Raw genomic sequence first — 12,607 nt, forward strand, 5'->3', positions numbered from 1 at the left:
AGGGAGACCCGCAGATTTTATTTTAAAGCGACTTATGATTCTCATTTGGATATTATTATTAGATTGAAAAGGAGAGGATATCATCTAACGAAATAATGAGTATGTGTCTTATTTGAATCCTTGAAATAACATTGGAACTGTGTTGAAAATGCTACTTTGAAGTATTATGGGTTTTTAATAATAATTAATTTATATTAATATAAAAACTGTGACCAATTTGTGAACTTAAAAATTATTAAGGTATATTTATTGACTAGTTTCTATTTAATAATTATTATAAACAGGAGCAGATAAAAAAATAGCTATTGGAGGAATTTAATATGTCATTGATCAATAAACAAGTTGAAGATTTTAAAGTACAAGCTTACCATGCAGGAGAATTCAAGGAAGTTACACTTGAAGATGTTAAAGGAAAATGGGCAGTATTCTTTTTCTATCCAGCTGACTTCTCTTTCGTATGTCCAACTGAATTAGCTGATCTTCAGGATAACTATGAAACATTCAAGGAAATTGGTTGTGAAGTTTACTCAGTTTCAACAGATACTCATTTCAGCCACAAAGGATGGGCTGATGCTACTGATACAATCGGTAAAATCCAATATCCAATGTTAGCTGACCCAGCTAACGTTTTATCCCGTCAATTCGGTGTATTGATTGAAGAAGATGGATTGGCTCTACGTGGAACTTTCATCGTAAATCCAGAAGGACAAATTAAAGCATACGAAATTAATGACTTAGGAATTGGCCGCAATGCTGAAGAACTTGTAAGAAAAGTTCAAGCTGCACAATTCGTAGCGGAACATGGGGATAAAGTTTGCCCTGCAAAATGGACTCCAGGTGAAGATACTCTTGAACCAAGCCTGGACCTAGTAGGTAAACTTTAATATTTATGGGATGGTCCATTTCTTTAATCAATGGACATAACCAGCTTTGATTACGATTACTGGGACAATTCGTCCGACAAGATCCAATGACAAAAGGCACTTACCTAAAATAAGTGCCTTTTGTTTTTCAAAATAACAGTTTAGTACGTATTATCATTCAGCAAGGAGCACAAAAGATGAAAAAAATATATGATTTATTAATTATTGGTGGCGGTCCTGCAGGCCTCTCAGCCGGCGTTTATGCTGGAAGAGCCAAGTTAAAGACAATAATTCTTGAAAAAGGAACTGGCGGCGGACAAGCTGCCACTACATCGGAAATAGCCAATTACCCTGGTATCCGTCATATATCGGGCCCTAGATTAGTTGAAGAAATGAAGCTTCAAAACGAAGATTTTGGCGTTGAATTCGCTAAAGCTGATGTAACGGGCGTGGATTTCTCCGGTGAGGTGAAAGTCGTAAAAACCCTTGGCGGGGACTACCATGCACGCGCCGTCATCATTGCAACGGGTGCTTCTCCAAGGACGCTGGGTTTTCCAGGTGAAGAGGAATTCACTGGCCGCGGTGTAGCTTATTGTTCAACATGTGATGGTGAATTCTTTGAAGGGTTGGAAGTTTTCGTTATCGGTGCAGGATATGCAGCCGCTGAAGAAGCAATATTCCTGACACGTTTTGCTACAAAAGTTACAATCATCGCCCGAGAATCAAGCTTCTCGTGTGCCCCGTCCATTGTTGATAAAGTAATGGCAAATGATAAGATTGAAGTGAAATTCAATACGGAAATCCTTGGGGTTCATGGAGACGGGATGATTCAAAGTGCACGTTTCATCAATAACGTTACTAAAGAAGAATTTGAATATAAGGCGAAGGAAGAAGACAATACGTTTGGAGTATTCGTTTTCATAGGTTACGAGCCGAAGACAGAGATATTCAAGGGCCATATCGAAATGGATGATGCTGGTTACATTTTAACCGATGATGATATGAAGACTAATGTGAATGGTGTCTATGCGGCGGGCGACCTAAGGCCAAAATCCTTGCGCCAGATTATCACAGCTGTATCTGATGGAGCGATTGCAGCAACGGATGCCGGGAAATATATTGAAGAAGAAAAGGATCGCCTAGGAATCAAAGATGAACCTGAAGTTGAAAAACCGGCGAAAAAAGAACAGGCCGCTGTCCCAGCAGGCAAGAGCGCTTTATTAAGTGATGCGTTACGTGGCCAATTAAAGGGAATCTTCGGCAAGATGGAGAGCGACGTTACATTGGTGTCCATAGTCGATGAAAGTTTGCCAAAATCAGTCGAATTGCGAGACTTCCTGTTGGATGTTGCGGAATTAGGAGATAAGCTTCATCTTGAGTTATACAACAAAGGTGAAAATACGGAAATTGAAGAAAAAATCAATGCAGATAAGTTCCCTGTCGTTTCCCTCTTAAATTCGAATGGTGAATACAGTGGCGTTAAATACCACGGTGTACCAGGCGGCCATGAGTTGAATTCCTTCATTTTGGCCATCTATAACCTGGCTGGACCTGGTCAAGCATTGGACTCAGTCGTATTGAATTCAATTAAGGGAATCAGTAAAAAAGCGAACATTAAGGTCATGGTTTCATTGGCATGTCACTACTGTCCTGACGTTGTAGTGGGTGCACAGCGCATAGCGATTGAAAACCCTAACGTTGAAGCTGAAATGGTCGATATAAGCAATTTCCAGGAAATCAAGAAGAAATATAAAGTCATGAGCGTGCCGGCCATGATCATCAATGATGAACAAGTGGTATTCGGAGCTAAGAAAATTGATGAAATCGCTGCATTATTAGTATAATAGAACACTAAATCGATAGGGGTCCCTATCGATTTTTTTTATGGGATTTTTCCCTTGAAAATCAGTAGATATCATGAAGGATTAGATTCTTTTATTCATAACCCTTGTCCCTTTGCATAAACTTGTACAAAAACAAGTAAAGAGACGAGGGGGCACTCATGCGTTTTCTATATAAAGGGTTATCGAGTTTGTGTATCGTCATTCTCCTTTTGTCTTTAATGGCACCTGTAGAAAGTGCCAATGCAAATGTATCCGTAAGTGCCCATAGCGCGATTTTAATGGATGAGGATAGCGGAAGGGTCATTTATGAAGTGAATGCTCATGAAAAGAATCGCATAGCAAGCATTACGAAAATAATGACGGCTATCTTGGCTATTGAATCGGGACAAATGGATGAGACAGTGAAGGTGAGCAGCAATGCCTTCGGGACGGAGGGATCTTCCCTTTACTTAAAAGTAGGAGAAAGAATTAAGCTCGAAGATTTGGTATATGGCTTGATGCTTCGTTCTGGTAATGATGCAGCAGTCGCAATCAGTGAAAAGGTTGGCGGAAGCCTGGATGGATTCGTCTGGATGATGAATCAAAAGGCGGAAGAAATAGGGATGAAAAATACCCATTTTTCAAATCCACATGGTTTGGATAATACGAAGAACCATTATTCAACCGCATATGATATGGCCATTCTCACTCGTTATGCCATGCAAAATGAAACGTATGTAAAGATTGCCGGCACAAAGGAACACAGGGCACCTAATTCCACAGAACAATGGGATTATGTATGGAAGAACAAAAATCGCCTACTTACACAATTATATGAGTATTGCACAGGGGGGAAAACAGGGTATACCAAACTAGCAAAACGTACCTTGGTCACGACGGCAACAAAAAACGAGCTTGACCTGATTGCTGTGACATTGAATGGTCCGGATGATTGGAATGATCATATTCAAATGTACGAATCCGCCTTTAAGGATTATACGCCTACAGAAATTTTACCCGCAGGCATGGTGGAAAACATGGAAAATAAAATATATAAAGGACATGTCTACATTAAAAATGATTTTTCGTATCCACTAACAAAGGAAGAGAGAGAATTGGTCAATGTGAAAATGAAATTGTTGAAGCCCCGGAATGCTTGGAAAGATAAAAGGAAAATCCCGGAAGTGGTCGGCAGAGCATCCATCTATCTTGATGGAAAGAAAATAGGCACTCGTTCAATTTTTTATGGGGAATCAAAAGAAAGCTTCAAGCAACAATCATTCCAATCTTCATGGGCTGAAGTATTTGAAGCGGTATTGGGAATCGGACGCAATGGTTAATTACATTTGGGTCGGGATGTTTGTGATCGGTATCGTCTTTGGCATGATTAATGGAACGATGGATCAGGTGAATGAAGCTCTATTTGTCAGCGCAAAGGAAGCGGTCACCCTTTGCCTGGGACTGATGAGCATACTTGTCTTTTGGCTGGGTTTGATGAAAATCGCGGAGGAATCGGGGCTGTTAGATAAACTATCCAACTTGTTCAAGCCGTTCATGAGATGGCTATTCCCTGAAGTGCCTCCTAATCATCCCGCTATGGGGTATATACTTTCCAATATGATGGCAAATACATTCGGGTTGGGGAATGCAGCTACGCCTCTTGGTATAAAAGCCATGGAACAGCTAAAGAAACTAAATGGAGGAAAAGCAACGGTCAGCCGCTCGATGGTCACTTTTTTAGCAATCAATACTTCAAGCGTAACGTTGATTCCAACTACTGTCATTGCGATCCGAATGAACTACGATGCCCACTCCCCGACGGACATCGTTTTTCCGACCATAATAGCAACGGCCATTTCTGCCGTTGGAGGAATCGCGATAGATCGATATTTTTATTACAGGAGAAAGAGGAGCGGGAGGGAATAGGATGTTGCACTGGATGACCACCATTTCAATATGGATGATACCGATTTTGATCCTAGGTATATTACTGTACGGCACATTGAAGAGAGTTCCCACCTATGAGACCTTCGTAGAGGGGGGGAAAGAAGGAATCAGCATGTCCTTTTCCCTCATCCCTTTCCTGGTAGGGATGCTTGTGGCGATTTCGGTATTTAGGGCATCAGGGGCCTTGGATTTCATTGTACAATCACTGCACCCCTTGCTTTCCCTTCTTCATTTTCCGTCTGAGGTTTTACCCCTTGCGATTATTAGACCAATATCCGGAACAGCCGCTTTAGGAATAACCAGCGACCTGATATCTGTTTATGGACCGGATTCCTTTATTGGCCGCTTGGCTGCAACTATTCAGGGAAGTACGGATACCACCTTCTATGTATTGACTGTTTATTTTGGAGCCGTCGGGATCAAAAAAATGGGTGATGCCCTTAAAGTCGGTCTTTTGGCAGACTTGATCGGAATCATAGCTGCCGTTATCGTCGTCACACTGGTTTTCGGTATGAATTAAAAGTTAGGGAAATGGAAGATTCCATTTCTTTTTTTTTGTCTTTTTTTCTTAAAAGTAGCCCTCCATCATTAAGGTGCATTCAAACTTTCTCAAAAGAAACATTTTTTTGTATGGAAAAATAAGCTATGTTACACTCATTATGGAAACCAACCCATTTAACCGTCCCATTATTGGTGTAATAATAAAAGAAAGCTCTTAATCACGAAAAACCTTTTGTTTTTGCCTCTCGATATGTAATAATTGTATGATTGTGTATGTATAGACAATAACAAACGAATGATTATACTATGGGGTGAAGATAGATGGAACGATTACAAAAGGTGATAGCACATGCTGGACTGGCTTCCCGCCGTAAAGCAGAAGAGTTGATTTTAGAAGGTAAGGTAAAAGTCAACGGCAAAGTAGTGAAGGAATTAGGTGTGAAAGTGGGGCCTAATGATAAGGTTGAGGTTAATGAAGTCCCGCTTGAAAAAGAAGCTCCGGTTTATTTCCTATTCTATAAACCGCGCGGCGTCATTTCGGCTGTTTCTGATGATAAGAACAGAAAAGTCGTAACGGACTTTTTCCCTTACATCAATGAACGGATTTATCCAGTTGGCCGCTTGGATTACGATACTTCGGGTTTGTTGATTTTAACCAATGACGGGGAATTTGCAAACACGTTAATGCATCCGAAGCATGAAGTGGATAAAGTGTATGTGGCAAAAGTGAAAGGGATGCCTTTGCGTGAAAGCTTGAAAAAGCTGGATAAGGGTATCAAGTTGGAGGATGGCAAGACTGCTCCTGCCAAGACGAGGGTATTGTCTACCGACAAGAAAAAGGAAACGGCCATAGTTGAAATCACAATACATGAGGGCAGGAACAGGCAAGTCCGCAGGATGTTCGAAGCAATTGGCCATCCCGTCATTAAATTGAAGAGGGAACAATATGGTTTCTTGACCTTGGACGGTTTGACTGCAGGGGATTCCCGTGAGCTGACTCCACATGAAGTTAAATTAATGCGGACTTTAGCAACGACCGAGCCTAAACAGCGGAGAATGTAAGCGAGTATTTTTCCTGTATTTTTGGGTTGAAACCACTACCCCATTCTTCCCCTGGAAGAATGGGTGGTGGAAAACAACCTGTAAATACCTTTTCCTTCATGAATCGGGAAAGAATGTCACAAAACCTTCAGAAATGTAAATATAAAGGACATGGCGTTAAATGGTATAATGGTATGGTAAATTTAGTGTGGCCTTAGGAGGATTTCTATGGATAAAAAGAAGCGACGCCTAATTAGCAGAACCATCATTCTCCTGCTTTTAGGTGCAGCTTTAGTGTTTGCCCTTTATACGAATTTCACTAAAGATAAGAATGAAAGCCTGAGAAAAGGATCCGATGCACCCAATTTCGTCTTGACTGATATGGAAGGTAAAGAGCATAAACTTTCCGATTACAAGGGAAAAGGCGTCTTCCTGAACTTTTGGGGTACATATTGCAAGCCGTGTGAATATGAAATGCCTTATATGGAAAATCAATATAAAAACTTTAAAGACCAGGGCGTTGAGATATTGGCGGTTAATGTCGGGGAATCTGACTATGCTGTCAATAATTTCATTACAAAGCATAATCTTACCTTTCCTGTCATGATCGATAAAGGTAGGGAAGTGGAAAATGCTTATCGCGTGGATATATTGCCTGTCTCCTTTTTGGTTGATAAAGAGGGGAAAGTGATAGATATCATCACCGGAGCTTTGACAGAAGAGAGCATCCAAAAGCATATGGAGAGAATTAAACCATGATATTGGGGAGTTTTTGACATGAAAGAAGTAAAATGCGATTGTGGTCATGTAAATCCATTTGGCACAAAGATTTGTGGTAAATGCGGTATGGTGCTTGATAACGAAAAAGAGAACAAGCTTATTGATATGAGATATGAAGGAAGTGCCAGGCGTTCACAAACATATAAAAAAACGATCATCGATAAAATATGGAACTTCTTTTCTTCCGTTAAGGTCGGGGTGACGCTCATTGTCATTGCCTTGATCGCTTCAGCAATCGGGACGATTTTACCCCAGGAAATGTACATCCCTTCAACTGCTACGCCTGCAGAGCATTATGAACTGGAATACGGCTGGTTCGGGATGGTGTATTATGAACTCGGGTTTCATAACTTGTATAGTTCATGGTGGTATTTGATTATCATAGGCATGCTGGGCATATCACTATTGATTGCCAGTATCGACCGGTTCTTTCCATTATATCGATCGTTAAAAAAACAAGGGGTCACACGTCATGACGGCTTCATGAAACGTCAGCGGATTTATGGGGAGACAAAGCTTGAAGACCAAGATATAAACCTTGAAGAAGTAAAGGATAGATTAAAAAGGCAGCGTTATCATATTCGAGAGGAAAACGGTCATATACTTGCCGAAAAGGGTCGTTTTTCACGTTGGGGACCCTATGTAAATCATATTGGACTTATCATTTTCTTAATTGGGGCATTATTACGTTCCGTCCCTGGGATGTATATCGACAAAGTACTTTGGCTGCGTGAAGGAGAGAGAAAAGAAATCCCGGGTACAAATGGTGAATACTACCTTCAGAATAATGAATTTACCTTAGAGGTGTATGATAAAGAGAGTGAAGAAGATAAGCAGTACAGTGCTGCAATTGATAAAACCGGAACGATCGCAAAAACATATCAATCCGATGTTACGCTCTATGAGCGCAAGGGAGATACCTTACCGGGGGAAAAAGTGGACCTTGATAAGCTTAAAGATTATAAAATCAAAGTCAATGAACCTCTGAAACATGATCATTATGCCCTCTACCAAGTAGACTATAAGCTGGATGAGCTCAGTACGATGGCATTTAATTTGATAAATAAAAAAACCGAAGAGAAATATGGAAGCTTAAAGGTTGATTTGAACAACCCTCAAAAGAAATACGAGTTGAAAGAAGGATATTCCGTTGATTTGATCAGTTACTTCCCCGATTTCGAGTTCGATGAAAAAGGCGAACCTAGAACGATATCGAAGATTCCGAATAATCCAGCATTTATCTTTAAAATGCATACTCCGGATAAGCCAGAGGGTGAAGTCAGTTTCGTAGCGATTAAGGAAACTGTGGAGCCTTTAGGGGAAAACACCTATAAAATGGCTTTTAATGGTGTGGAAACCCAAGATGTCACGGCTTTGACCGTCAGGAAGGATTTAACGCTTTGGATCCTATTCACGGGTGGAATCATCTTCATGATCGGCGTTGTCCAAGGGTCATATTGGAATCACCGGCGTATATGGATTAAGAGGAAAGATGATGGGATACTTTTGGCCGGCCATACAAACAAAAACTGGCACGGCATTAAAAGAGATATAAAACAAGCGATAGAATCAACATCACTTTCCGAACCAATGGATCAACTTGAAGAGGAGTCTAGTAAGGGGGAAGTATTAAATGGCTGAATTAAGCAGTAACCTTTTATATGCAGCTTTCATTTTATATCTGATCGCTACCTTTTTATTCGGGGGATCGATCAAGGATAAACGCGGTGCGGAGGAAAAGAAACAAAACAAATGGGCAAAACTGGGCATTTTCATCACCATTCTCGGGTTTGCGGCACAAATTGGGTATTTCATCACCAGATGGATTGCTGCCGGCCATGCCCCGGTAAGTAACCTGTTTGAATTCACGACCTTTTTCGGAATGATGCTGGTCGGTGCTTTCATATTAATTTATTTTCTTTATAAAACACCTGCCCTTGGTCTTTTCGCTTTACCGATTGCATTATTGATAATCGCTTATGCAAGTATGTTCCCTACAGAAATTTCGCCACTCATCCCTGCTTTGCAGAGTGATTGGCTACATATTCATGTAACGACTGCAGCGGCAGGACAGTCGATCCTTGCCATAAGTTTCGTTACTGCCATCATTTATTTAATCAAATTCGTTGATCAGACAAAATCAAGCAAAAGAACGTTCTGGCTTGAAGTCATCATGTTCACATTAGTCTGCACCATCGGTTTCGTCATCATCACTTCTTCTTTTGCCGCCATGGATTATAAGGCGAATTTTGATTGGGTCGATAAAAAAGGTGCAGAGGTCAAACAGGAATTCAACCTACCGGCGTTGGTAGGTCCCAATGAAGGGAAACTCATCGAGGGGGATCGATTTGAACCACTGGTGGACATGCCTGCACTGATCAATGCCAAGAAACTGAATACTGTTCTTTGGTCATTCGGCATGGGACTCGTCCTGTATGGTTTAATAAGGTTGATTGCTCGCAAAAGAGTGGCAGCATTGATTAAACCGATCGTTAAAAATGTGAATTTGAATTTATTGGACGAGATTAGTTATCGTTCGGTCCTTATCGGTTTTCCGATCTTTACACTCGGTGCCCTAATTTTTGCAATGATCTGGGCTCAAGTGGCCTGGACACGATTCTGGGGCTGGGATCCAAAAGAGGTTTGGGCACTGGTTACTTGGTTGTTTTATGCGGCTTTCTTGCATCTGCGGATGTCAAAGGGGTGGCAAGGGGAAAAATCGGCTTGGCTTGCCGTCATCGGTTTTGCCATCATAATGTTTAACCTGATATTCGTTAATCTTGTTATTGCTGGTTTGCATTCATATGCTTGATTCTGTATTGTAATATTGGATGAAGGGGGTCTTTTGATAGAAACGTCGAGGAGTTTGCTTATCGATTTTTCTAGAGAATGATCCCTTTTTTCCTTCATCCCTTTTAATGGGAATATTTTGGTGAAATAGCACTTATCAATTCTTAATGACCGGTCAAAGTCCTTTTTTTGTGACAAAATGGTGAAAGGTTCAGGGAAGCCATGCGAAATTGGCTCTTTATCGTATTATGTAAGGAAAAAGTATTAGTCATGGAAGTATTCATTTTGTAGAATATATGATAGGAGGCTGATTACATAATGTATAATGCTATTAAAATTCTCGTGGTGGATGATGAGGAAAGAATCCGCCGGCTACTAAAGATGTATTTGGAAAGAGAAGAATATATAATCGATGAAGCTGAAAATGGAGATATGGCTTTAACAAAAGCCCTTGAAAATGATTATGATTTAATTTTATTGGATATTATGATGCCTGGTAAAGATGGAATCGAAGTTTGCCGTGAATTAAGGGAAAAGAAAACGACTCCGATTATCATGCTGACGGCTAAAGGGGAAGAAGTGAATCGCGTTCAAGGCTTCGAAGTGGGGACAGATGATTATATCGTAAAGCCGTTCAGTCCCCGTGAAGTCGTGTTAAGGGTTAAAGCTTTATTGCGTCGATCTTCAAGCACAGGTTACATGCAAACGGAAACGACGGCAAAAGATGTGATCGTCTTCTCACATCTAACAATAGATAATGATGCCCACCGTGTACTTGCTGATAACAAAGAGGTTTCATTAACACCAAAAGAATATGAATTGTTATATTTCTTGGCGAAATCCCCAGATAAGGTTTTCGACCGGGAACAATTGTTAAAGGAAGTATGGCACTATGAATTCTTTGGAGATCTTCGAACTGTAGACACGCATGTTAAACGCTTGCGTGAAAAATTAAACCGCATATCCGAAAACGCAGCAAAGATGATTGTGACCGTTTGGGGTGTAGGTTACAAGTTCGAAGTCATTAATGACTGATGCTATGGGGCAGTGTTGTAGGGAAGCTATGGGCAACGATCCTATTGCTCGTGTCGTTTGTATTAATTGTTTTAACCGTTCTGCTGGTCGAATTCTTTGAGAATTTCCAAATTGAAAATATTGAAAATGATTTAACCAAAACGGCTGAACAAATCATTAAGGTAACCAATGAACATCAGGGATCCAGCAATGAGGTTTTACAAATAGCTTCAGAATTAATAGGCAATGAAACGAAAATGATCATTCTTAATGATGACAAAATGGTTTTCTCATCCATCGGAAGAGATAATGAGTTTGAAATTACGCCGGAACTCATTAAAAATGATTCCGAATTGCTCAAGGTTTTTACGGAAAGAAAGACTGTAAAAAAGGAAATGGCGCTTTCCGATAATGCGGGAAACGAGGGTTTGTCCGCAATCGTGGTAGGCATTCCACTTGAATTGAATGGGGAACAGGATGAAGTGTTCCTATTTCAATCGTTGGAGTCCATGGAAGAAACCACAAAATCCACTACGCAGTTCATTTTATTGGCAGCGGGCATCGCCATTATTCTGACAACGATTTTTGCTTTCTTTTTATCCACAAGAATCAATGCCCCATTGGTGAAGATGAGGGAAGCCGCCCTAGCGATTGCCCGGGGGAAATTTGATACAAAGGTTCCAATACTGACCCAAGATGAAATCGGTGAGCTGGCCATAGCGTTTAATCAGATGAGGAAGCAACTGAAATTCAATATGAATGCACTCAGCCAGGAAAAGGAACATCTCTCAAGCATACTTAGCAGTATGGCAGATGGCGTCATTACCTTCAATAAAGATGGCACAATTCTTGAAACGAATCCGCCAGCGGAAAGGTTTCTGCAATCCTGGTACTTTGAAAAGGGCTATAACCGGGAAGATAATGTGAATGTCCCTTTGGTTTTGATGAATCTTTTTGATGAATCAGAGTCCTTCGATAAGGAACAAGTCGGTGAAATTACCTTGCAGGGCCGTAATTGGGGATTGATTGTCAGTCCGCTATATACAAATGGCGACAACATTCGGGGAGCGGTGGCCATCATAAGGGATATGAGTGATGAAAGACGTATGGACAAACTTAGGACTGATTTCATAGCGAATGTCTCCCATGAGTTAAGGACGCCGATTTCAATGTTGCAAGGATATAGTGAAGCGATTGTAGATGACATTGCGAGCAGTGAAGAGGAAAAGGTGGAGATGGCCCGCATCATCTATGATGAATCTTTGAGAATGGGACGTTTAGTCAATGATCTTCTCGATCTAGCTAAATTGGAATCGGGTAAAATGAATCTTAGTTATGAATGTGTACCTATTTCTCCTTATTTAAAGAGGATTACAAGTAAGTTCTCTGGGCTGGCTAAAGAAAAAGGGATTACAATATCAGCCAACCTGCAAGATGATCAAATTCAATGGCATTTCGATCCGGACCGTATTGAACAGGTTTTGACTAATTTAATTGATAATGCGATTCGTCATACTCCTCCAGGCGGTAACATTGATGTCATTCAGAGGACAAGTGATCGAAGGGGTCTGATCATTGATGTGAGGGACTCTGGATCTGGAATTCCCGAAGAAGATTTGCCTTTTGTATTCGAGAGGTTTTATAAAGCGGATAAAGCAAGGACCCGCGGCCGCTCGGGTACCGGATTGGGTTTGGCAATCGTAAAAAATATCATCAATGCCCATGACGGCTACATTTCGGTAAACAGTTTACCTAATAAAGGGACGACGTTCAGTATTATTCTGCCTCGAATTATGGAAAATGCTGAATGACGGGTGGCTTGCCAAAAAATCTTGTTTCATAAGGAAC

At 40.8% G+C, this 12,607-nt stretch carries 11 protein-coding genes; all 11 read left to right on the forward strand.

What is annotated here, in order from left to right:
- The first annotated feature begins 320 nt into the window (after positions 1 to 320).
- The 11 genes from ahpC to ACIQYG_RS16570 all read left to right on the forward strand — a co-directional run bounded on the left by ahpC (position 321) and on the right by ACIQYG_RS16570 (position 12,570).
- Positions 321 to 884 carry an alkyl hydroperoxide reductase subunit C gene (gene ahpC, locus ACIQYG_RS16520; RefSeq protein WP_061144331.1) on the forward strand — a complete coding sequence of 188 codons (564 nt, stop codon included), beginning with the start codon at positions 321 to 323 and terminating at the stop codon, positions 882 to 884.
- 176 nt (positions 885 to 1,060) lie between these two features.
- On the forward strand, positions 1,061 to 2,707 hold the full coding sequence (locus tag ACIQYG_RS16525; protein ID WP_402839847.1) for an FAD-dependent oxidoreductase: 1,647 nt from the start codon (positions 1,061 to 1,063) through the stop codon (positions 2,705 to 2,707).
- 158 nt (positions 2,708 to 2,865) lie between these two features.
- Positions 2,866 to 4,026 carry a D-alanyl-D-alanine carboxypeptidase family protein gene (locus tag ACIQYG_RS16530; protein ID WP_402839850.1) on the forward strand — a complete coding sequence of 387 codons (1,161 nt, stop codon included), beginning with the start codon at positions 2,866 to 2,868 and terminating at the stop codon, positions 4,024 to 4,026.
- A complete protein-coding gene (locus tag ACIQYG_RS16535; protein ID WP_048680124.1) occupies positions 4,019 to 4,612 on the forward strand; it encodes a nucleoside recognition domain-containing protein in 594 nt (197 codons plus the stop codon). The genes ACIQYG_RS16530 and ACIQYG_RS16535 overlap by 8 nt, the downstream gene beginning before the upstream one ends.
- A 13-nt stretch (positions 4,613 to 4,625) precedes the next feature.
- Complete coding sequence (locus ACIQYG_RS16540) at positions 4,626 to 5,153, forward strand: spore maturation protein (protein ID WP_402840251.1); 528 nt, start codon at positions 4,626 to 4,628, stop codon at positions 5,151 to 5,153.
- Positions 5,154 to 5,455: 302 nt separating this feature from the next.
- Entirely contained in the window at positions 5,456 to 6,196 is a 741-nt protein-coding gene (gene rluB / locus ACIQYG_RS16545) for a 23S rRNA pseudouridine(2605) synthase RluB (RefSeq protein ID WP_034308106.1), read from the forward strand.
- 207 nt (positions 6,197 to 6,403) lie between these two features.
- Entirely contained in the window at positions 6,404 to 6,934 is a 531-nt protein-coding gene (gene resA / locus ACIQYG_RS16550) for a thiol-disulfide oxidoreductase ResA (RefSeq protein WP_402839854.1), read from the forward strand.
- Positions 6,935 to 6,952: 18 nt separating this feature from the next.
- Positions 6,953 to 8,596: a cytochrome c biogenesis protein ResB gene (gene resB, locus ACIQYG_RS16555; protein WP_402839857.1), complete on the forward strand. Its 1,644-nt coding sequence runs from the start codon at positions 6,953 to 6,955 to the stop codon at positions 8,594 to 8,596.
- On the forward strand, positions 8,589 to 9,767 hold the full coding sequence (gene ccsB, locus ACIQYG_RS16560) for a c-type cytochrome biogenesis protein CcsB (protein ID WP_402839860.1): 1,179 nt from the start codon (positions 8,589 to 8,591) through the stop codon (positions 9,765 to 9,767). The genes resB and ccsB overlap by 8 nt, the downstream gene beginning before the upstream one ends.
- A gap of 296 nt (positions 9,768 to 10,063) precedes the next feature.
- Complete coding sequence (locus ACIQYG_RS16565; protein ID WP_034308096.1) at positions 10,064 to 10,780, forward strand: response regulator; 717 nt, start codon at positions 10,064 to 10,066, stop codon at positions 10,778 to 10,780.
- Positions 10,777 to 12,570, forward strand: coding sequence for an ATP-binding protein (locus ACIQYG_RS16570; protein WP_402840254.1), 1,794 nt, complete (start codon positions 10,777 to 10,779; stop codon positions 12,568 to 12,570). The genes ACIQYG_RS16565 and ACIQYG_RS16570 overlap by 4 nt, the downstream gene beginning before the upstream one ends.
- Positions 12,571 to 12,607: the final 37 nt, after the last annotated feature.

It is taken from the genome of Peribacillus sp. NPDC096622 (assembly GCF_044762665.1).
In the GTDB taxonomy this organism is placed as follows: Bacteria; Bacillota; Bacilli; order Bacillales; family DSM-1321; genus Peribacillus; species Peribacillus frigoritolerans_B.

Bases quoted from the DNA above. Each gene is read 5' to 3' on its own strand.
- ccsB (WP_402839860.1), top strand. From the start codon at position 8,589: ATGGCTGAATTAAGCAGTAACCTTTTATATGCAGCTTTCATTTTATAT.
- ACIQYG_RS16535 (WP_048680124.1), top strand. From the start codon at position 4,019: ATGGTTAATTACATTTGGGTCGGGATGTTTGTGATCGGTATCGTCTTT.
- resB (WP_402839857.1), top strand. From the start codon at position 6,953: ATGAAAGAAGTAAAATGCGATTGTGGTCATGTAAATCCATTTGGCACA.
- ACIQYG_RS16525 (WP_402839847.1), top strand. From the start codon at position 1,061: ATGAAAAAAATATATGATTTATTAATTATTGGTGGCGGTCCTGCAGGC.
- ACIQYG_RS16540 (WP_402840251.1), top strand. From the start codon at position 4,626: ATGACCACCATTTCAATATGGATGATACCGATTTTGATCCTAGGTATA.
- rluB (WP_034308106.1), top strand. From the start codon at position 5,456: ATGGAACGATTACAAAAGGTGATAGCACATGCTGGACTGGCTTCCCGC.
- resA (WP_402839854.1), top strand. From the start codon at position 6,404: ATGGATAAAAAGAAGCGACGCCTAATTAGCAGAACCATCATTCTCCTG.
- ACIQYG_RS16530 (WP_402839850.1), top strand. From the start codon at position 2,866: ATGCGTTTTCTATATAAAGGGTTATCGAGTTTGTGTATCGTCATTCTC.
- ahpC (WP_061144331.1), top strand. From the start codon at position 321: ATGTCATTGATCAATAAACAAGTTGAAGATTTTAAAGTACAAGCTTAC.
- ACIQYG_RS16565 (WP_034308096.1), top strand. From the start codon at position 10,064: ATGTATAATGCTATTAAAATTCTCGTGGTGGATGATGAGGAAAGAATC.